15 protein-coding genes and 3 pseudogenes are annotated in these 19,657 nt (G+C 66.3%); 10 read left to right on the top strand and 8 right to left on the bottom strand.

Annotation, left to right across the window (positions count from 1 at the left end; genetic code table 11):
* Positions 1-324 precede the first annotated feature (324 nt).
* Complete coding sequence (locus NBX02_RS17590) at positions 325-1,203, top strand: hypothetical protein (protein ID WP_250287180.1); 879 nt, start codon at positions 325-327, stop codon at positions 1,201-1,203.
* Between the two features lie 19 nt (positions 1,204-1,222).
* Entirely contained in the window at positions 1,223-2,836 is a 1,614-nt protein-coding gene (locus tag NBX02_RS17585; protein WP_250287182.1) for a hypothetical protein, read from the top strand.
* Positions 2,837-2,876: 40 nt separating this feature from the next.
* On the opposite strand, the gene NBX02_RS17580 is transcribed toward NBX02_RS17585, so the two are convergent.
* Positions 2,877-3,173 carry a hypothetical protein gene (locus NBX02_RS17580; protein ID WP_250287184.1) on the bottom strand — a complete coding sequence of 99 codons (297 nt, stop codon included), beginning with the start codon at positions 3,171-3,173 and terminating at the stop codon, positions 2,877-2,879.
* Between the two features lie 319 nt (positions 3,174-3,492).
* Between NBX02_RS17580 and NBX02_RS17575 the strand changes: the two genes are divergently transcribed.
* Both NBX02_RS17575 and NBX02_RS17570 read left to right on the top strand, forming a co-directional pair.
* A complete protein-coding gene (locus NBX02_RS17575; RefSeq protein WP_131790693.1) occupies positions 3,493-4,239 on the top strand; it encodes a CoA transferase subunit A in 747 nt (248 codons plus the stop codon).
* Complete coding sequence (locus tag NBX02_RS17570) at positions 4,229-4,909, top strand: CoA transferase subunit B (RefSeq protein WP_250287186.1); 681 nt, start codon at positions 4,229-4,231, stop codon at positions 4,907-4,909. The genes NBX02_RS17575 and NBX02_RS17570 overlap by 11 nt, the downstream gene beginning before the upstream one ends.
* On the opposite strand, the gene NBX02_RS17565 is transcribed toward NBX02_RS17570, so the two are convergent.
* Positions 4,906-5,181: a cytochrome C oxidase subunit IV family protein gene (locus NBX02_RS17565; RefSeq protein WP_131790692.1), complete on the bottom strand. Its 276-nt coding sequence runs from the start codon at positions 5,179-5,181 to the stop codon at positions 4,906-4,908. The genes NBX02_RS17570 and NBX02_RS17565 overlap by 4 nt on opposite strands.
* A gap of 3 nt (positions 5,182-5,184) precedes the next feature.
* Positions 5,185-5,778 carry a cytochrome c oxidase subunit 3 gene (locus NBX02_RS17560; RefSeq protein WP_250292260.1) on the bottom strand — a complete coding sequence of 198 codons (594 nt, stop codon included), beginning with the start codon at positions 5,776-5,778 and terminating at the stop codon, positions 5,185-5,187.
* A gap of 32 nt (positions 5,779-5,810) precedes the next feature.
* On the opposite strand from NBX02_RS17560, the pseudogene NBX02_RS17555 reads away from it, so the two are divergent.
* A pseudogene (locus NBX02_RS17555) lies at positions 5,811-6,222 on the top strand (DDE-type integrase/transposase/recombinase); the annotation flags it as partial.
* 150 nt (positions 6,223-6,372) lie between these two features.
* Here NBX02_RS17555 and NBX02_RS17550 read toward each other — a convergent pair.
* Positions 6,373-7,098, bottom strand: coding sequence for a hypothetical protein (locus tag NBX02_RS17550; protein ID WP_250285370.1), 726 nt, complete (start codon positions 7,096-7,098; stop codon positions 6,373-6,375).
* Positions 7,099-7,999: 901 nt separating this feature from the next.
* Between NBX02_RS17550 and NBX02_RS17545 the strand changes: the two are divergent.
* From NBX02_RS17545 to NBX02_RS17525, 5 genes and pseudogenes are all read left to right on the top strand, one after another.
* A pseudogene (locus tag NBX02_RS17545) lies at positions 8,000-9,362 on the top strand (IS701 family transposase).
* A 220-nt stretch (positions 9,363-9,582) separates the two neighbouring features.
* Positions 9,583-11,535: a flavin-containing monooxygenase gene (locus tag NBX02_RS17540; protein WP_250292258.1), complete on the top strand. Its 1,953-nt coding sequence runs from the start codon at positions 9,583-9,585 to the stop codon at positions 11,533-11,535.
* Between the two features lie 218 nt (positions 11,536-11,753).
* On the top strand, positions 11,754-13,142 hold the full coding sequence (locus tag NBX02_RS17535; protein WP_250285369.1) for an IS701 family transposase: 1,389 nt from the start codon (positions 11,754-11,756) through the stop codon (positions 13,140-13,142).
* Between the two features lie 143 nt (positions 13,143-13,285).
* Positions 13,286-13,441, top strand: coding sequence for a hypothetical protein (locus NBX02_RS17530; protein ID WP_250285363.1), 156 nt, complete (start codon positions 13,286-13,288; stop codon positions 13,439-13,441).
* A gap of 99 nt (positions 13,442-13,540) precedes the next feature.
* A pseudogene (locus tag NBX02_RS17525) lies at positions 13,541-14,934 on the top strand (IS701 family transposase); the annotation flags it as partial.
* 215 nt (positions 14,935-15,149) lie between these two features.
* On the opposite strand, the gene fdxA reads toward NBX02_RS17525, so the two are convergent.
* The 4 genes from fdxA to NBX02_RS17505 form a co-directional block, all read right to left on the bottom strand.
* Positions 15,150-15,476, bottom strand: coding sequence for a ferredoxin (fdxA, locus tag NBX02_RS17520; protein ID WP_250285365.1), 327 nt, complete (start codon positions 15,474-15,476; stop codon positions 15,150-15,152).
* A gap of 79 nt (positions 15,477-15,555) precedes the next feature.
* The gene (locus NBX02_RS17515) at positions 15,556-16,758 is read right to left on the bottom strand and encodes an acetyl-CoA acetyltransferase (protein ID WP_445548507.1); all 1,203 of its coding nucleotides are present in this window, start codon (positions 16,756-16,758) and stop codon (positions 15,556-15,558) included.
* A complete protein-coding gene (locus NBX02_RS17510; RefSeq protein WP_250285367.1) occupies positions 16,758-18,182 on the bottom strand; it encodes an OB-fold domain-containing protein in 1,425 nt (474 codons plus the stop codon). Before NBX02_RS17510 ends, NBX02_RS17515 begins: the two co-directional genes overlap by 1 nt.
* A gap of 66 nt (positions 18,183-18,248) precedes the next feature.
* Entirely contained in the window at positions 18,249-19,556 is a 1,308-nt protein-coding gene (locus NBX02_RS17505; protein WP_250285368.1) for a TetR family transcriptional regulator, read from the bottom strand.
* Positions 19,557-19,657 lie beyond the last annotated feature (101 nt).

Below are 19,657 nucleotides of genomic sequence, written 5' to 3'. Positions count from 1 at the left end.
CATAACACGGCGTGACGGCAAACGGCACGCCGCAACATCGCGGGTGCGGCTCTCATAATCCGTCGGTCGTGGGTTCGAGTCCCACCCGCCCCACCCCCGTGACCTGCGCGAACAGGCCACGTAGATCGCCATTAAGAGCTATGAGATGTTCTGGTGGTGACATGGTGGTGACGTTGCGACGGCAACTACATGTCGCTCTTTCGGTCGCGGTTACGGACTGTAAAAACCGATGATCGACGGCATGTCCGTATCCCGGGGCTGTTGTGGCTTCCCTGGCGCACCCGATGTGCGGCAGCCTGGCGACGGCGGGAGGGGAGGTCTGCGATGAGCCGGTATGCCTACGACCCTGGCCAGCGTGCCCTCCTCGTCTCCTGGGCTACTGGAACCGGGGATCTGGCCGCAACCGTCGCCACGCTCCCCACGGCCGTTGTCGAGCGCGACGCCTTCCGGTTGGCCGAACAGTTGACCTTCCTGGCTGCGGCGGCGTGGCGTACCTACACCCATCCGGCCAGTGCCACACCGAGTCTGCGTGTCGGCAGCGAAGGCTGGCGTCGCGCCAGCGACCGCACAGCATTCGCCAGTGTGCTCGCCGTGATCCGGCGCCCTCACCTACCTCACAACGGCACCCTGCTGCAGTCCTATGTGATCGTCGAAGAAGCTGCACACCGCGTCGGGCGCGCCCTCCACGCGATCGGGAACCAGAACCTCACCGAACAGATCCTCGCTGATGTCTCCGCGGAGCTCGACGCCGTCGAGCAGGCTGAACGCGGTGACCTCTCCGGACGGGCCCGCCAGGCCATCGCCCTGACCCGCGCCGACGCCTCCCCCCTCCAGGTCGCTGCCGCCGACGTGCTCCTGGCTGACAATCCCTTCGGGGACAGTCGTTTGTTCACCGAGGTGGAGCCCACCGCCGCCGCGGTCGCAGCCGCTCACTGGCTGCACGTCGCCGCCACGGTCACGGCACGCCAGACCGGACTTGATCCCACCCAGGTCCTCGTTGAGGCGGACAATATCGAGGCGCTTCCCCACGAAAGTCCCACCGTCGTCCTGGAACACATCACCGCCGCCAAGTGCGGCTGGAGTACCAAGTGCGGCTGTAGTACAAGTGCGGCTGTAGTAGCAGTGAGGCTTCGCCTCGGACCGCCGAGCAGCGCGGCTGGGCTGGCGGCCCCGGTGCCGGCCGGCGCATCCTGGCGACCGTAGCCGTGTCAGGAGGCCGGTCATGGGTGCGCATACGGTGACGGTCAACGAGGTGCTCGACGGGCACGTGGCGCTGGACATCCAGTGCCTGGACCGGATCTATCTCAACGCCTACGTGCCGACGTTGCAGACCAGCGCGCAGGTCACGGCGTTCCTGTCCGGTCACCTGGGCTACCCGTTTCCGTCGCCGGCGCTGTTCAACCAGATCGGCCAGCGGTTCCGCCGCGCGGTCGCCTCGTTCGCCGAGGCCAACGGCCTCCCGTGGGTGCGCTTCGGCAGGGACGACGTGGGCGGCAAGCTGGAGCTGATGCGTCCGCATCTGGATCGCCAGGCCGCGACCGGACGGTCCGGGGTCGCCGCGACCTGGGTGGCCCAGGAGTTCCAGCGGGTCTGGACCGCCTACGAACGCCACACCGCCACCGGGGCGGTGCAGTGGTCGTTCACCAAAACCGACCGGCGGGTGTCCTGCTCCTACTTCTCCGTGTGGGACGCCGACTTCGGCCCGGCGTTCATCAAGATGTGCAGCTACTTCCCGTATCCGGCGAAGATCTGGCGGGGCGGGCACGCGTGGGCCAAACGCCAGGCGACCCGGGCCGGGATCGGCTTTGCCGAGCTGTCCAACGGGTTCGCCGCCGCCGCCGGCCCGGCCGCGCTGCAGGAGATCTGCGACCGGCTGAACCCGGGCGCGATCGACGTGTTCGTGCAGCGCTGGCTGGCCCGGCTGCCGTTGCCGCTCACCGCCACCGACCGGGACGCCGGCTACTGGTGGGAAACCTCCATGCGCCAGATCGAGATCTCCCGCACCCTCGTGTTCGACGCGCCCCGGCACGCCCGCGGCTTCTTCGAGGCGCTCATCGCCGACAACCTCGACCTCGGCCGCCCGCACAACGGGGAAATCATCTTCGGACGCCTCATCCGCCGTGACATGAAGGGAACCTTCCGCACCGCGATCGACCGCCGCGACAACGGCGGTGGCGTGGTCAACGTCTTCTACAAGCACTCCCGCATCAAGCAGTACCTCAAGGACGGTCGGGCCATGCGGATCGAGACCGTCATCAACGCCCCGCGGGACCTGGGCTGCAACGCCCGCCTGCGCCACCTGCCCGAGCTGCAGTCCAAGGCCCGTGCGGCCAACCGCCGGATCCTGGACGCTGAACGGGTCGGCCAGGGCTGTGTCCTCGCGAGTCCGGCCTTCGAGCGGATCACGCACCCCACCGTCGACACGGAGGGGCGGCGGACCCCGGCCCTGCGGTTCGGTGATCCACGGGTCATGGCCCTGACCGGCGCCCTGTGTCAGACGCTGCTCACCGCGACCGGCTTCACCAACAAGAACCTACGTGTCCTGATCGCTGGGCTGCTCGGCAGCGACTACCGCCCCGGCCAGAGGACCTATGACCTGCGCCGGCTGCGCCTGGCCGGCCTGATCCGCCGGCTACCGCACCGCAACCGCTACACGCTCACCGACGACGGCATCCGCATCGCCGTCTTCTACACCAAGGTCTACAACCGGCTCCTCGTCCCGCTTACCGCGGCCGACCAGCCCCAGGCCCCACCCGAGCTGCGCGACGCGCTCCGCATCCTCGATCGCCACGTCGACAGCTACATCGACCACGCCCGGCTCGCACCCGCAGCCTGAAACGTGACACAGATGTGAAGAACCCACAGACCAAAGATCGCTAGTCGACGTCGACGCGCTCCTTGAAGATGTCCGAGCTCTCGCACTCCGTCAGCTCGCCGACGAAGCGAGCCTGACCGCGGTTGAGCAGGTAGACGTAGTCCCCACGGGCGAGCACCCGCGTGACGTACCGCTCGACCAGCAGCAGACTGGAGCCTTCCTGAGCCAGCAGGTCGAGAAAGGCGAAGATCTCGTCCACCACAGCGAGCGCCAGTCCCATCGACACCTCGTCCAGCAGGAGCAGGCGCGGGCTCGAGAACAGGTGTGCCTGAACCGCCGACCCAGATCCCTCGATCATGATGACCGCCAGAATCGAAGTTCGCCTCGGACTCCGCCACGGCGGGTCGCAGTTGTCCGCAGTTTGGGCAGTCATTGTGGTCACCAGAACGGCGCCGCTCACGACCGCGAGCAGCCTTGCAACGGGCTTCAGCGCCATCGTCTCCCTGCCCAGGTGCACGGCCCACGAGTCGCCGCCCTCACACCTGTCGATCTGTGATTTTTCTCACTTATCCTTCCTCCGTTTTGAGTTAATGACCCTTTGAGTGCTTTTCATCCCACGAGAAGTGCTTGCAAGACGTTAGTTTCTAACTATAATTCGTTTTTGGAGAGGGGAAGCGGTGAACAAGATCGTCGGCAGTGCCGCCGAAGCGGTCACGGATATCGCCTGCGGGTCGTCGCTGGCCGTTGGCGGGTTCGGGCTCTGCGGCATCCCGCAGGCTCTCATCGAGGCGCTGTTGGAAACCGGGGTCGACGACCTCAAGACGGTCTCCAACAACTGTGGCGTCGACGGGTGGGGCCTGGGCTCGCTTCTGCGAGCCAAACGGATCAGCCGCACCACGGGCTCCTACGTCGGGGAGAACAAGGAGTTCGAGCGGCAGTTCCTGTCCGGCGAGCTCGAGGTCGAACTGGTCCCGCAGGGCACGCTCGCCGAGCGGCTCCGTGCCGGCGGCGCGGGTATCCCCGCCTTCTACACCCCCGGTGGCGTCGGGACACAGGTCGCCCTCGGGGGGCTTCCTCTCCGGTACGACGGGTCGGGTGGCGCGGCGAAGGCGTCGGAGCCCAAGGAAGTCCGCACCTTCGACGGTGTGGAGTACGTGCTGGAGCACGCGATCGTCTGCGACTACGCCCTCGTGCATGCCCGCTACGGCGATCGGCACGGCAACCTCGTCTACGAGAAGTCGGCGCAGAACTTCAACCCACTCTGCGCCGCTGCGGGTCGCGTGACGATCGCGGAGGTCGAGGAGGTCGTGGAGCCCGGCGACCTGGATCCGGCCCTGGTGCACACCCCGGGAATCTTCGTGCAGCGCGTGGTGCAGGTGTCCGTGGAGAAGCGGATCGAGCGGAGGACCGTCCGTGCTGTCTAGGGACGAGCTGGCAGCGCGGGTCGCCCTCGAGCTCGCGGACGGGCAGTACGTCAACCTCGGGATCGGCCTGCCTACCCTGGTACCCAACTACGTGCCGGACGGCGTACACGTCGTGCTGCAGTCCGAGAACGGCATGCTCGGCGTCGGGCCGTACCCGACCGAGGACGCCGTCGACCCCGACCTCATCAACGCTGGCAAGGAGACCGTCACCCTCAATAAGGGCGGCTCGTACTTCGACAGCGCGACGTCGTTCGGGATGATCCGCGGCGGTCACATCGACGTCGCGATCCTCGGCGCCATGCAGGTGTCGGAGAAGGGCGACCTGGCCAACTGGATGATCCCCGGAAAGATGGTCAAGGGGATGGGCGGCGCGATGGACCTCGTGCACGGAGCCAAGCGCTCAATCGTGATGATGGAGCACGTCACCAAAGACGGCTCACCCAAGATCGTACGAGAGTGCTCGCTGCCCTACACAGGCCGCGCGTGCATCCAGCGCGTCATCACCGACCTCGCTGTGCTCGACATCGAGCCCGCAGGACTGGTGCTGCGCGAGCTCGCACCGGGCGTGACCGTCGACGACGTCCGGGCCGTCACCGAGCCCGACTTCGCCGTCGCGCTCTGGTGCTGGATTCCTCCGGTCTACCCCGGCCTTGAGGAACCCAGCATCTAAGCGAGGAGGAACAGCGAGATCGTCACGGCGCAGACGGCGACGCAGTACCCCTCGAACAACCCGCGCAAAACCGCCGGTGCGTTGCGGAGGTCCATGAAGTAGAGACCAACGAGCCTGGCCTTGAACAGCGCGACGACCAGGATCGCAACGCTCGCCATCCGATGCCCGTCGTTGCTGAGGCCATGGTCGGTACCCAGCACCCAAGACAGCGACGTCGCAAGGACGAGGATGAGCCACACACCGGTCGCACGCGTGCGCACCACGGAACTCATCGTTCACCTCACCAGGTAGAGCAGCGGGAATATAACTATCCAGAGCAGATCGACCATGTGCCAGAAGCATGCGCCGCCCTCGAAGAGCACGAACTGCCCCTCGCTGAGCTCAGCCTTCCGGGACAGTGTGAACAGGACGACGAGCACAACGAGGCCGAAGAACAGATGCGCCAGGTGCAACCCGGTCAGCACGAAGTAGTACATGTAGAACTTGTTGACGTCCGGAGTCATCCCCATGGCGATCTTGTCGTGGTACTCGACGACCTTCACCGCGACGAACCCGAGCCCGAACGCGATCGCGCCGACCAGCAGGCGCGGAGCGCTGCGCCGGGCCGCTCCCCTGACCGCGCGCGTCGCTAACACGACGAGCAGCGAGCTCGACAGAAGCAGCAGCGTGTTCAGCGCCCCCAAGTCGCGGTTCAGGGTGCCCTGCGAATGAGCGAAAACCTCCAGCTGCTTACCGCGCTGGTTCAGGTAGACACAGAACAGGACGGCGAAGACCGTCATGTCGCCGAAGAGCAGCAACCACAGCCCGGCCTCGCCCGGGATGTGGTGTTCTCGCCGGACCGTCGAGGCCGGCACCTGGGTCTGTTGCATCCGTGAGTTCCTCGATCAGGAATCGTAGGTGGATGCGCCGAGGTCCCGTCCGTCCACCGGTCCCCGCCTCGGACTTCACCGGATTGCCGGTTCCTGCCCGAGGGGAAGCGTGCCGGCGGTCCGCTGATACCTGCGCTATGCCCTGTCCTATCGGGACGTCGAGGAGCTCCCCGCCGAACGCGGCCTGGCCATCGATCATATGACCGTCTACCGGTGGGTGCAACAGTTCGCCCCGCTGCTGATCGACGCAGCCCGGCCTTGCCGGCACATTCCTGGAGATCGGTGGTGTGTTGACGAGACCTATGTGAAGGTCTCCAGACGGTGGATCTACCGGTACCGGGCCGTCGGCCAGGACGGCCCGGTCATCGACGTGCTGGCCAGTAAGTATCGCGATCTGGCCGCCGGCCAGTCGAAGTCACCGCCGACCCATCCACCATCCAGCCACTCGACGCCAACACGATCATCCTATCGGGGAGTCGCTACGACCGTTTGACCCCGCCCTCCATATTGACTCCGCTGAATACAACAGATCCCCGGCGGCTGCCTGCGAGAGCACTGGCCGCACGTCGCTGGCCTGCCCGGCGACCCATCTGGTCACTGCTGGCTGACCGCTTCCGCTCGGTTCGCCTGACCTTCTTCCTCCTGGCGCCGTATGGCATCGAGCAGCACAACCGACAGCACAATCAGCCACAGGAAGAACACGACGACCAGCACCCACCAGGCAATCAGGCCGTTCCATGCCAGCGGGCCGTCCTTGAAGAAGACGTCGAAGCCCGCCGGGCAGAACAGCAGGGCGGCCAAGATACTGAAGTAGCCGGACCAGCGGGGGAAGATTGGCTTTTCCTGGCGGTCCGCGAGGATCGCGATCCCGATCACGATGGCCTGCGCGACGATGGTGTAGACTAGACCCGTGAACGGCAACCAGCCCAGGTCGTTCAGGGTCTGGACGATTTCGGGAGAGCGCTCGGAGCGGAAAGCGGCGGTTTGCCAGAAGTAGATGGGGACGACGAACTCGAGCGGGAGAAGCACCCCGAGCCCGAGCTGTGCGTAGGTGAGGGGGGAGAACTGCCCCTCTATCCGCTTGAGCTGCACCGAGACTGCCGCGACCCACGGGACCGTCAGCGTGCCGGCATAGAGAGTCAGCAGGAGACCGAAACGAATCTGGTTCGCGTGTTCGCGGAATCTCACCGCCACCTGGTCAGGACTTTCGGCAGGTGACGGCGGCGGTATGAAGTCAGCGATCAGCCAGAATCCAATAAAGAATAACACTGCTAAGACAGGTCCGCACCACGCGCACAGGCGCTGGGCTCGTATGTTCATCTCGATACTCCTCGTCCAAGGAGCTGGAATACAATAAGTGACTTTCTTGCGAGGCGTCTACGCAGGTCAGGGCGTTGCGATGGCGTCACTTAATCCATTACGGGCCCTAACCAGCGGGTAGGCGGCCCGATGACTTTGCTGCCAGGACTTGGCGAACAACCGAAATGACCGGAACTGCGCGAACCCAGCACGTCGAATGTGCGGGTGCCCCGATCTCGGCATAGAGGCCCAGCGACTCGCCGTAGCCACGAACCGCCCACCTGATAGTTTCCGGCTACCTGAGCTGACCACCCTTCCGGCAGACCGACAACTCGATCCTCATCCACGTCACGCGCGATCCGCCGAGTCCACTCCAACGCTAAGTTAAACCTTTGTTAGATTAGAATCTACAGCAGTGTCCAAACAGGGGCAAGGGCGGGCTCGCAACTGGGTATTCTGTAAGCTTTTGGGGCTTTGGTACGGTTTGGGGACCTGACGTCGGGTTCGGGTTTCGTCGTCTTGCGCTTGGCTGCCAGTGCGCTCTGCTGGAAAACATGGGCGCACGACAGCCGGGGTCTGTTGCGTTGAGCGGGAACGGTCCAGCCCCCCACCCGACGACCCGATCCGCCACGTCCTCTACCAGCACCTCCGACAAAACAAAGTCGCTCGACCAGACCTGGAACCTGGCATCTGACTGAGATCCGCCAGTACCAGGCGATGCTGGGGGTTCGCTACACGCCTTACCCCCAGCCACCTGACCAGCAGGTTCTTCCCCCACGACACCATCCGGGCCGCGGACCCGGCGCCCGACCCACGCGCGACAGCCGGGCCGCCACCCTGCCTACTAACGGTAGTTTGTTGGATCAGGGTTGTGGGGGTAGGTCTGCGCTGTCGGACGTCTCCGAGGTGAGGGGGTCTGACGATGACCAGACGTCTGCCGTGCCCGCCCGCGCCGGGCCCGTTGGAGGATTACGCCGTCCGGTTCGATGATCTGTTCTCGGCGGTGGGGCAGCGGCGGGGGTTCCGGGAGTATCTGACCGGGCTGCTCGCGCCGCGGGATCGGAACAAGACGTTGACCTGCCTGGCTGGGGCCGAGCCGGTGGTGGGCGCTACCCATCCGGCGGTGCAGCGGCTGCAGTTCTTCCTCGCGGAGTCGGTGTGGAACCCAGGGAAGATCAATACCCGGCGGGTGGCGCTGCTGCAGGCCGATCCGCGGACCGCCTCGCATGCGGCTGGGGTGCTGGTGATCGACGATTCCGGGGATCGCAAGGACGGCACGGCCACCGCGCATGTGGGCCGCCAGTGGCTGGGCCGGTACGGCAAGACCGACAGCGCGGTGGTCACGGTGAGCACGCTGTGGGCAGACGAACGGCTCTACTATCCGCTGCACGCCCGGCCCTACACCCCCGCCCACCATTTCCCGAAAGGTAAGAACGATCCCGGGTTCCGGACCAAGCCGCAGATCGCGGTGGACCTGGCCCGGCGGGCCCGCCCGGCCGGGGTGGCGTTCCGGGCGGTGGCGGCGGACTGCGCCTACGGCGACCACGACGCCTTCCGCGGCGAGCTGGCCGCCGCGGGGCTGCCGTTCGTCATGGCCCTCAGACCCCACCGGGGCACCTGGGCCTACGGACCCGACGCCCGTACCCCGGTCGACGCCGCCCGAGACCTGGCTTGGGGCGGCCCGGACAACCCCGGGAACTGGACAGCGGTGACCCGCACGTTCCGGGACGGGCGCACCGCCCTGTGGTGGGCAGCTGAGGCCCGGCTGGGCTGGTGGGGGCCGGAGGGGACCATCCGTCTGGTGGTGGCGACCACCGACCCGGCCCGGCTGCCGGAGAACAGCAGCTGGTATCTGGCGACCAACCTGCCCCGTCCGGGATCGGCACGCGAGACCGACAGCCCGCACCCGCCCGCCGACCTGGCCGAGCTCGTGCGGATCCACGGGATCCGGAACTGGATCGAACAGGGTTACAAGCAGGTCAAGGACGAACTGGGCTGGGCTGATTTCCAGGTCCGCTCCGACATCGCGATCCGCCGCCACCAGACCTTGGTGTTCTGCGCGTTCTCGTTCTGTTGGATGCATACCCCCCTCACCGAGACGCCCCCCGGGCAGGAACACCCCGGCAGTGGGCACGACCGGCGAGAGAGGGGGTTCCACAGCAGCCCGCCCGCCGGCGCGGCCGTCCTGGCCGGTGACACTGCGCGCGGTCCGCAGCTGGCTAACCCCCCTGGATCATGCTGCAACGCTGCTGGCACGCCTGGTCACCGGCACCCCCGCCCGATGACGTCCAAGCCCTGATCACCGCGGTCGGTACAGGGCACGGCCTCCACCTCTACCTCCCACCCTGATCCAACAAACTACCGCACGATGCGCGACCGTTGCACGCGAAGCGCGAGGGGTGGGCCGCTTGCCCGGGGGCAATATCTAAACTAAATTAGGACAGGCGTCGCTCCACGTGAGTCGTCGCTGGCGACAGGTGGCCTGTCGCCACGGAGGGAGAGATGATGTCGGTCACTGAGGCTCGTACCCACATCGATCCTGTGGTGCTGCACGAAGCCTTGGCCGTGGCCAACATTCCGACGCTGGTACCGCTGCTGGTGCAGCTCACCGGCGACCGCAAGTGGACACGCCCGCCCTACCGGCCGACTCGCGCTCGTGGCACGGACGACCACGATGACGGCGGCCTTCCTCCTGTGGTGCAGCAGGAGATCCGCTTAGCGGTCGAACAGGCAGTGTTGGACTGGGCTGCGGGGGCACCGGTCGCCATGCCCGCTCCAACGGGTCGGCAGCTGCTGGAGCTGCTTGAGCTGTGCGTCGCCGAGGAGGTTCCCGAGGACTTCGAGGCGATGACAGCCGAGCAGATGGGGTTCCGGCCCAAGCCCGCGCCGGTACCGATTGCTGTTGGTGGCGAGTTTCACGTGGTTGTCATCGGTGCCGGCATCTCGGGCATGACCGCCTCTAAGTACCTGCGAGACATCGGGATCGCCCACACGGTCGTCGAGAAGAATGCCAACGTGGGCGGCACGTGGATCGAGAACCGCTATCCAGGCTGTGGGGTCGACACCCCGAGTCACCTTTACTCCCTCTCGTTCTTCCCGCGTGCGTGGAGCACGTACTTCGGCAAGCGCTCGGAGCTCGAGGAGTACCTGGACGGGCTCGCCACGCACTTCGACCTCCGTAGGAACATCCGCTTCCAGACCACGGCGGTGGCAGCGTCCTGGGACGACGACGCGGAACTGTGGACAGTCATCGTCCGGGACGCGGCCGGTGCGGAAGAGGCCCTGACCGCAAACGTCCTCATCTCGGCTGTCGGTCAGCTGAACGTTCCGAAAATCCCCCAGCTCGAGGGGATGAAGCAGTTCAAGGGGCCGGTGTTTCACTCGGCGCGCTGGCCCGACGGTCTGGACCTGACCGGCAAACGTGTCGCTGTCATCGGGACCGGGGCAAGTGCCATGCAGATTGTCCCTGCCATCGCCGACGTGGTGGGAGCCCTCGACGTCTACCAGCGCTCACCCCAGTGGGTGTCGCCGAACAGCAACTACTTCCGGCCGGTTGATGGGCGGGTGCACTGGCTCATGGATAAGGTGCCGTTCTACCGCGCCTGGTACCGCTCCAAGCTTGCCTGGGCCTACAACGACCGGATTCACGCGTCGTTGCAGAAGGACCCTGCGTGGGCGTACCCGGAACGTTCACTGAACGCTGTCAACGACGCACACCGCAAGTTCTTCACGGCGTACCTGATGGGAGAGCTTGAGGGCAGGCCTGACCTTGTGGAGAAGGCCCTGCCCAGTTACCCGCCGTTCGGGAAGCGGATGCTGCTGGACAACGGGTGGTTCGCCGCGCTAAAGAAGCCGCAGGTGGAGCTCATCACGGCTGGGGTCGCGGCGTTGACAGAGACGGGAGTCGTCACTGTTGATGGGGAGGAGCGGCCGGCGGACGTCGTGGTCCTCGCCACGGGCTTCGAGGCCCACAACCCCGTCCGTTACCAGGTCACCGGCATAGATGGACAGGTGCTTCAGGACCTGTGGGGAGCGGACGATGCTCGCGCGTACCTGGGTATCACAGCGCCAGGTTTTCCGAACCTGTTCTTCATGTATGGGCCGAACACGAACCTCGGTCACGGCGGCAGCTTCATCTACCTGGCGGAGAGCCAGATCAACTACATCATCGATGCTCTGCAGCACATGCTTCGCGAGGGCATCAGCTCCCTCGTGTGCAGGCCGGAGGTCAGTGATCGGTACAACCAGGAGCTCGACGAGGCGCACCAGCGGATGGTGTGGACGCACCAGGGCATGGACACGTGGTACCGCAACTCCAAAGGCCGCGTGGTGACCGCGATGCCCTGGCGCGTTGTCGACTACTGGACGATGACGCGCTCGGTCGACCTGGACGACTATGTGCTGCGCAAGAACGGCCGGATTGTCCAACGACCGGAATCAGACGGGCTGCCCACTTGAAGGCTGGTTGCTGGCGGCATCAGCGAGCTTTCGGTCGTCGCGGTACGCGATGCCGCGGGATGTTCGGCTAGTACTCCAGTGACAGTGGCCGGCGTGTGGTCTCTGTGTGGGGTGGCGGCGTGGCGTCCGAACGGGTGCCACCGTGTGATTCTCCGTAGTTTGTGAGAACAACCGAGGAATCCGCGGTGGCCGCGGAGCAGAGTGTATCCGGGTCGGACGTGGCGGTGTGGGAGGCCGGTTTGGAGGAGCTACTGAGCCGCATCGATCCGTGTTTCGGGTCGGAGCAGCCTCGGGTGCAGGCACGGGCGTATGTGGCCGGGTTGTTGTCTCGGACGGAGCGGAAGAACGGGTGGACGCTCGCGGAATTCACCGGGCAAGAGGGCCCGCAGAAGATGCAGCGGCTACTGAACGGATATGTGTGGAACGCCGATCGGGTGCGTGACGTCGTCACGTCGTATGTGATCGAGAACCTGGCCGAGGCGGATGGTGTTCTGGTCGTCGACGAGACCGGGTTTGTGAAGAAAGGAACCCTGTCGGCCGGGGTGCAGCGGCAGTACTCGGGCACCGCGGGCCGGATCGAAAATTGCCAGATCGGTGTTTTCGCCGCGTATGTGTCCGGACGAGGGCGGGCGCTGGTCGACCGGGAACTCTACCTTCCCACGAGCTGGACCGATGACCGGGATCGGTGCGCCGCGGCGGGGGTGCCACGACGGCGGGGGTTCGCGACGAAGCCGCTGCTGGCGCTGGACATGGTCCGCCGGTTCTGGGCGTCCCACCGGGAGTTGGGGTGGGTCGCCGGCGATGAGGTGTACGGCGGCGACGCCGAGCTGCGGGACTGGCTGGAGGAGCATCGGATCGGTTATGTGCTGGCGGTCGCGTGCGACACCATGGTGACCACCGCGGTCGGCCGCCGCCGGGTCGACACTCTCGCCGGACTGGTTCCCGCCGGCGCGTGGGAGACGTATTCCAGTGCGGATGGCGCGAAAGGCCCTCGGTTGTATGACTGGGCGCTGGTCGATACCACTGATCTCGCCGGACCGGAGAACCGGGCGCAGCAGGTTCTGATCCGCCGTTCCCGTGGCGCGAAAAAAGGACTGGCGTTCTACCTGACGCACAGCCCCCGCGCCGTTCCCCTCGCTGCCCTGGTCACGGTCGCGGGACGCCGCTGGGGAATAGAGGAATGTTTTCAGGCGGCGAAGAACGAGGTCGGTCTCGACCATTTCCAGGTCCGTATGTACCACGCCTGGTACCGGCACATCACCCTGGCGATGCTCGCGCATGCCTGGCTCGCGGTCACCGTCACGAAGACTCGCGAACAGGACCCGCCGGAGCACCCACCTGCGACGAGGGCGGTGGGCTACCAGCGTGACGGCCATGGCCTCGCGGTCCCCGAGCAGCCGGAACCAGCCGAGACCGGGATGATCCCGTTCAGTCTCAACGAAATCTGGCATGTTCTCGCCCTGTTCGGACAGGCTGTTATCCCAGCGGCGGTGATCACATGGTGGTCGGACTGGCGCCGTCGCCACCAGGCACGCGCCCGCCGTTACCACTTCCGAACCCGGATCCGAACCAACCAGACGGACGTCGCGCGGGCCGCGACCACGTAAGGATCACTGTCACTGGAGTACTAGTATCTCGTGATTCCGCTTATTTCCGCTTTACTCCGGTCGGATCGTCGTGGATCAACCAGCTCGAAACCGGGTTCGGTATAATTGCCCACCAGTCGATCAGCCGCGCTATGTGTATCTTCGTGAAGATTCTTATCAAGCGGATCCGGGACTACATCGTCCATGGGAACGCCAATCCCACGCTGTTCGCTTGGACCGCGACCGTGGACGAGATCCTCGCCAAGGTCCAGCTTGTCCAGGCCGGCATCAAGAAAATTGTCGACAACAACGGTAAGTAGCGGTGGTTTGTTGTGATCGTTTGGTCATGTATGGGTGGCCAGGAATTCGCTGGCTGTGCCGGGTAGGGAAGGAGTGGTTCGGTCGCGGAGGTGATCGCGATGACAGAGCGGCTGCCGTGCCTGCCGGCTCCGGCGCCGGTGGAGGTGTACGCGTCCCGCTTCGACGGCCTGTTCGCCTCGCGTGCGCAGCGGCGGGGGTTCCGGGACTACCTGGTCGGTCTGCTGCTGCCGCGGGACCGGAACAAGACGTTGACCTGTCTGGCCGGGGCGGAGCCGGTGGCCGGCGCGCAGCATCGGGAGGTCCAGCGGCTGCAGTGGTTCCTGTCGGAGTCGCCGTGGGACCACGAAAAGATCAACAGTAGGCGGGTCGAGTTGCTGTTGGTGTCCTCGGACAGCGCGCCGCACCCGGGTGGGGTGCTGGTCCTGGACGATTCCGGGGACCGTAAGAGCGGGCATGCCACCGCGGGGGTGTCCCGTCAGTACATCGGTTCCCGGGGCGGTATCGAGCGCGGTGTCGTCGCGGTGTCCACCGTCTGGGCGGACGAGTGGGTCTACCACCCGTTGCACACCCGGCTCTACCTCCCGGCGCACTGCCTGCCCGACGGGCGGGCCGACCCGTCGTTTCGGACCAAGGGGCAGCTCGCCGCCGCCCTGGTCGCCGATGCCCGCGCCGCCGGCGTCGGCTTCCGCGCGGTGGTCGCCGACTGCTTCTACGGCCCGTCCGAGAGCCCCGGCCTGGTCACCGGGCTGCGCGAGGCCGGGGTGCCGTTCGTGCTGGCATTGAAACCGCACCAGGAACTGTCCCGCCCCGACGAGGACACCGACCTGCGTACCCCGGCCCAGGCCGCCCGCGCCCGGGTCTGGACCAGCCCTGAGCGGCCCGGCCAGTGGACACCGGTGCGGCGCGCCTACCGCGACGGGCACACCGAGACCTGGTGGGCCACCGACTGCCGGGTGGGCCCGTACCGGATCGGCGGGCCCCTGCGGCTGGTCGTGGCCACTTCCGACCCGGCGACCCTGCCGGCGACCAGCACCTGGTCTTTGGCCACCACCCTGCCCCGCCCGGACCTGCCCACCACGGCGGCGCCGGCGTTCCCACCCGCCACCTACGACGAGATCGTCTGCCTCTACGGGCTGCGTGGCTGGGTCGAACAGGACTACAAGCAGGTCAAACACGAACTGGGCTGGGCCGACTTCCAGGTCCGCTCCGCCACCGCGATCGCCCGCCACTGGACCCTGGTGAACTGCGCGTTCAGCCTGTGCTGGCACGACAACACCACCCCCGCCGAGCCACCCACGCCCTTCCCACCCGACGACACGCGGACAACGACCCGCACCACCACACCGCCGTGTTGGCCGGTCAGCCTCCGACAGGTCCGCGCCTGCCTGACCCCCCTGTGCCTCCTGCTACGCCTCTGGCAGGCCTGGACCACCGCCCCGATGCCCCACCCACTCCGCGAACTGATCGACACGCTCGCCGCCGGACACCGGCTCCGCCTCTACCTACCCCCGTAGATCACGGATCACGAACTGCCGATCACAACAAACCACCGGTAAAGACGGCGAATTACGAGGCGCTAGCGTCACGGAGCGGCTGATGTGACGCATGCAGCGTCACCCCGTACTGGTACTGACCGTCGGGATTGGATGAGGCGGCTCACGGAGTGTCCGCCAGGAGCGCCGACATCGAGACCGGCCCTCCACGCTGTCAGGCCGTCGCCGACTTGGGTGGCATCGCCGCGATGGCGGGGTGGTCCCCGTTCAACGGGCCGTGGCGGCGGGCCCCACCCGGGTCGCCGATCTCAGCGAAGAGTGCCTCGGCCCTGGCCGCGAGGTGCAGCAGCTCCCCAGGGAGGTCCACGTCAGCAGAGATAGCACGGACCGGGCACACGGCCTCGCAGGCGCCACAGTCGATGCACTCGGTCGGGTTGATGTACATCGACCGATCGCCCTCGTAGATGCAGTCCACAGGGCATTCCTTGACGCAGGAGTTGTCCTTGACGTCGACACAGGCATCACCAATGACGTAGGTCATGAAAGGTCCTTCATTTCCTGGAGCTGTCCGTTTGCTGTCCCGTTTGGCTCGGTTTGGAGCGTAGCTATGCAGCCGGCGATCACGAGCGCTCCGTCCCGACGATGGACACGAACGACACGCACTCGCCAGGACCTCCGCCGAGGTTGTGGGTCAAGCCCATGGTCTTTCCCGTGCTGGCGATACGGCGTTCGTCCGGGGCTTCATCACGAAGCTGCAGCCAGCACTCATAGAGCATACGGAGCCCCGATGCCCCCACAGGATGACCGAAGGCCTTCAGCCCGCCGTCGGGGTTGACCGGCAGCGCACCGTCCAGGTCGAATGTCCCGGCCAGGACGTCCTTCCACGCGGTTCCGCGGGGGGCGAAGCCGAGATCCTCCATGAGGACGAGCTCGGTGACGGTGAAGCAGTCGTGCACCTCAGCCATCGCAATCTGCGCCCGAGGGTCGGACACGCCCGCCTGGCGGTAGGCCTCCCTTGCGGACGCCGCGACCTCCGGAAAGGTCGTGAAGTCGTAGCCCGGGTCGACGTTGCCGTCTGCTGCCCCAGACACGAAGGACAACGCCTTCACGAACAGGGGGCGCTTGGTGTAGCGGTACGCATCCTCGGCCCGTACCACGATCGCTGCCGCTGCCCCGTCCGACACACCGGAGCAGTCGAACACGCCGAGGCTGCCGGCGACCAGTGGGGAGCAAGCGATGGTCTCCCTGGTCACTTCTCTTCGGAACTGGGCTCGCGGGTTCCGGGAACCGTTCTTGTGGTTCTTCCAGGCGATACGCGTGAAGACCTCCTTCAACTGGTCTTCGTCCACGCCGTACTTCCGACCGTAGGCCGGTGCTAGGAGGCTGAAGTTGGCTGGTGCCGTCGTGGTGCCAAGCGTGCCGCCCGTCCCGTCACCCGGAATCGACTGGCGGGTCAGGCCGGAGTAGCCGGAGTCCTTCAACTTCTCGACGCCGACGGCCATGGCTATGTCGTAGGCACCACTGGCGACGGCATACGCGGCGCCGCGCAGCGCCTCGGATCCTGTCGCGCACATGTTCTCAACGCGGCTGACGGGTTTGTCGCGGATCCGGAGCGGACGGCTCAGCGTCAGACCCGAGACCCCTGACATATAGGTGCCCAGCCAGAAGGCGTCGACGTCGTCGATCGCGACAGACGTGCTCTGCGTGGCTGTCCCCACCGCCTCGACAAGGAGGTCGTCCGTGCCGCGGTCCCAGTGCTCGCCGAACGCTGTGCAGCCCATGCCTACGATTGCGACCCGATCACAGATGCCTCTTGATGCCATCAGAGCCTCGTTCCGTCTTCGTGAAGCGGTCGTGCCTTCCAGAAATAGTTGTGCACGCCGTCGGCAGTCAGCAGGCGTCGGAACGTGAGGCCGACACGCAGGCCGATACGCACGTCGGCCGGGGTCGCGTCGGCGAGCTCGCATCGGAACCGACCGCCCCCGTCGAAGTCGACGACGACGGCCACCATCGGTGGGCTCGGTGTGAACGCGAGACGGTCAACAGTGAACGTCGCCACCGTCGCAGGCGTGTCACGCAGCGATCGCTGCGACATCTGGTCGGCTGCAGAACACGCAAAGCACACCCTTCCCGGTGGTACGTTGACCGCTCCGCACGCGTCGCACCGAGCCGCCTGAAAGGCGAGCTTGTAGCCGGCGGACCGGCGTGTTGGCGGCGCCGCGGGCGGGTCCGGCTCCGGTCGCCGGGGTGGCTCGCGGTCGAGCATTCCCCGCCAGGTGAGGAAGGCTGTGTAGCTGAGCTCGCCGTGTGAGCCATCCACCTGCCCTAGCACACCGGTCGGGGACCGCCGGGACAGCAGGTGCTCCGTGGTTCGCATCAGCAGAGCGCTCGCACCGTCGGCGAGGTGGACCAGCGCGACGTTTTCGCCAGCGCCAGCGCGGTCCAGAGCTGCGGCGAGCAGTACCCCGGGCTGGGCCGCACCGGGGTTGCCGATGCGGTCTGCCAGGTTGTCGACCACGGCTTCGGGACGTACGCCGCTGGCCTGCGCGAACTGCCGTACCGCGCGGGCGGCCAGGCCGCTCACGACAAGGTGGTCGATCTGGCCAGGGGCGAGATCGGCTGCTTTCAGCGAGGTGGTGAACGCCTCCTCAGCCAGCGGTCGGTAGACATGTTCGGCGAAGCGCTCCTCCCAGGTATGGGAAGCCTTTTCGCCGGGTGTCCGCCACCGCTCCAGGAACTCCTCCGTGGTCGAGGCGAACGCCAGGACGGTCGCGAGCTCGGGTGTCTCCGACGTGCCGCGTCCGAACAAGAACGCTGCGGCCGCGTCGCCGCCCTCTCGCTCGTCGCTGCTCCCGGGCAGCCCGGTGCGTATGTCGGCGACTACGGCGAGGGCCGGGACTCGTGCCTCGCTCGCGGCCAACAGTGCGCCGATGACCGACCGCGGTGAGCCAGCCATGTCGACCGCCAGCGTCGCCCGGTCAAGTCCGAGCGCGGCGTGCACCACCGCCGCATTGGTCTTGTCCAGGTAGGGAGGGAAGGAGGTGGCGAAATAGAGCCGCTCAGGCAGACAGCGCTGTCCCCGTAAAGCCGCCGAGCCAGCCTCCACCGCCATGGAGACGACATCCTCGTCGTACGACGCCACGGCGCGTGAGCCTCTCCCTCCCGAAGCGCCGAGAGCCGCCTGCATGTCGCTCCGACGAAGCCGGTGGTATGGAATGTAGGAGCCGTAGGACAGCAGGCTGGTCATGGACGTCCTTCCCCGGGGGAGTTGCCGACAGCCTAATTTCTAATCTAGGTTCGAGTCCAGTGTATGTCACACGCTCCGTCGACGCGTACCCCGGCGTCGTGTCGACATGCCCTCGAGGACGAGGATGCAGAACTGCTCCGCCAGCTGCTCCGGAGCCAGGTGGTGGTCGGCGTGGTACCACTCGACCGTCCAGTTCAGGGCACCCGCCAGCATCATCAGGACCACCGACAGATCGAGGTCGGAGCGGATGTCCCCGGCGTCGGCAGCGTCGTTGAGCAAGCCCCGCCACAGGCCGAGGTAGGTCCGCTGCAGCGGAAGGATGGTGGCTCGGACGCCGTCCGGCACCTGTCCGAGGATGCGCAGCATGGCCGAGGTGTAGTCACCCCAGGCCAGGACGGACAGCAGGTGCGCGGTTATGGCCATCGCCAGCTTGTTGATAGGCGCGGTGCGTGTGGGTAGGTCGTTGACACTACGCCTCACCATGTTGTCAGTGCGTTCCCAGGCATTGTGCAGCAGGTGCACCACCAGGTCCTCGCGCGAGGCGAAGTGGTAGTAGAGGCTGCCGGTCTGCATGTCGGCCTCGGTCGCGACGTCCACGAGCCGGGCTCCGGCATAGCCGTTCTCGCGAAAAATCTTCGCGGCCGCGTCGAGGATCCGAGCGGTCGTCGCGGCGCCACGTGTCTCTGCTGCGGACTCCTCGTGCGCATCGGATGTGAGGGTAAATATGATCTTGTGTGACCGGCGCCGCTTTCCCTTGGAGGTCCCGAGCCCGTCGAGGAACATCGCGGCGAACTGCTCCTCAAGATCACTGATCGTGAGTCCCTTCGGCTGGTCTGGGTGGAACCAGTCGGGGGAGGCGTTCATGGCTCCCAGAACGAGCATGCGGCACGCGGAGATGTCAAGGTCCTGACGCAGCTCGCCGTCACGCTGCGCGTCCTCGAACAGCTCCCGCCACCATTGGCCATACTCCCGCTGCAGCGCGAGGGCCTGAGTGCGGATCTCTTCAGGGACCTGCCCCAAGATGCGTAGAGTGGCCGCAGTGTAGTCGCCGATCTCGAGGACGGCTTCGAGATGGGCGTGCACGGCGATGCGGAGCCGGTCAAGGCCGCTCGCGTTGGGAGGTGCGGCGGAGACCTTGCCCATGACGAAGTCGTTCGTGCGCTGCTGGCCGACACGCAGGACTTCCTGGACCAGGCCTTCCCGCGAGGCGAAGTGGTAGTAGAGGCTGCCGGCTTGTATCTGTGCCGCCGCGGCGATGTCCGTGAGGCGCGTCCCAGTGTAGCCGTTCTGACGGAAGATCTTGGCTGCGGCGTCGAGGATGCGCTGTCGTGTCGCCGTGGCCTTCTTGCCCGGGTGGGTGCGCACCGTTGTCATCGCCGTTCCTCTCTGGTTGATCGCCTGATTCTAAACGTGATGCGAGAGGCGACGGCCGCCTCCTCGACGACCAGCTCGCGGCCCCTACCTGCCAAGATGAG

Source organism: Protofrankia sp. CiP1_Cm_nod1 (assembly GCF_920888515.1).
In the GTDB taxonomy this organism is placed as follows: domain Bacteria; phylum Actinomycetota; class Actinomycetes; order Frankiales; family Frankiaceae; genus Protofrankia.
This window is presented reverse-complemented; position numbering and strand designations above follow the sequence as displayed.

Excerpts from the sequence above, each read along its gene's own strand:
- NBX02_RS17590 (WP_250287180.1), top strand. The coding sequence starts at position 325 with ATGAGCCGGTATGCCTACGACCCTGGCCAGCGTGCCCTCCTCGTCTCC.
- NBX02_RS17585 (WP_250287182.1), top strand. The coding sequence starts at position 1,223 with ATGGGTGCGCATACGGTGACGGTCAACGAGGTGCTCGACGGGCACGTG.
- NBX02_RS17580 (WP_250287184.1), bottom strand. The coding sequence starts at position 3,173 with ATGATCGAGGGATCTGGGTCGGCGGTTCAGGCACACCTGTTCTCGAGC.
- NBX02_RS17565 (WP_131790692.1), bottom strand. The coding sequence starts at position 5,181 with ATGAGTTCCGTGGTGCGCACGCGTGCGACCGGTGTGTGGCTCATCCTC.
- NBX02_RS17560 (WP_250292260.1), bottom strand. The coding sequence starts at position 5,778 with ATGCAACAGACCCAGGTGCCGGCCTCGACGGTCCGGCGAGAACACCAC.
- NBX02_RS17550 (WP_250285370.1), bottom strand. The coding sequence starts at position 7,098 with ATGAACATACGAGCCCAGCGCCTGTGCGCGTGGTGCGGACCTGTCTTA.
- NBX02_RS17540 (WP_250292258.1), top strand. The coding sequence starts at position 9,583 with ATGTCGGTCACTGAGGCTCGTACCCACATCGATCCTGTGGTGCTGCAC.
- fdxA (WP_250285365.1), bottom strand. The coding sequence starts at position 15,476 with ATGACCTACGTCATTGGTGATGCCTGTGTCGACGTCAAGGACAACTCC.
- NBX02_RS17515 (WP_445548507.1), bottom strand. The coding sequence starts at position 16,758 with ATGGCATCAAGAGGCATCTGTGATCGGGTCGCAATCGTAGGCATGGGC.
- NBX02_RS17510 (WP_250285367.1), bottom strand. The coding sequence starts at position 18,182 with ATGACCAGCCTGCTGTCCTACGGCTCCTACATTCCATACCACCGGCTT.
- NBX02_RS17505 (WP_250285368.1), bottom strand. The coding sequence starts at position 19,556 with ATGACAACGGTGCGCACCCACCCGGGCAAGAAGGCCACGGCGACACGA.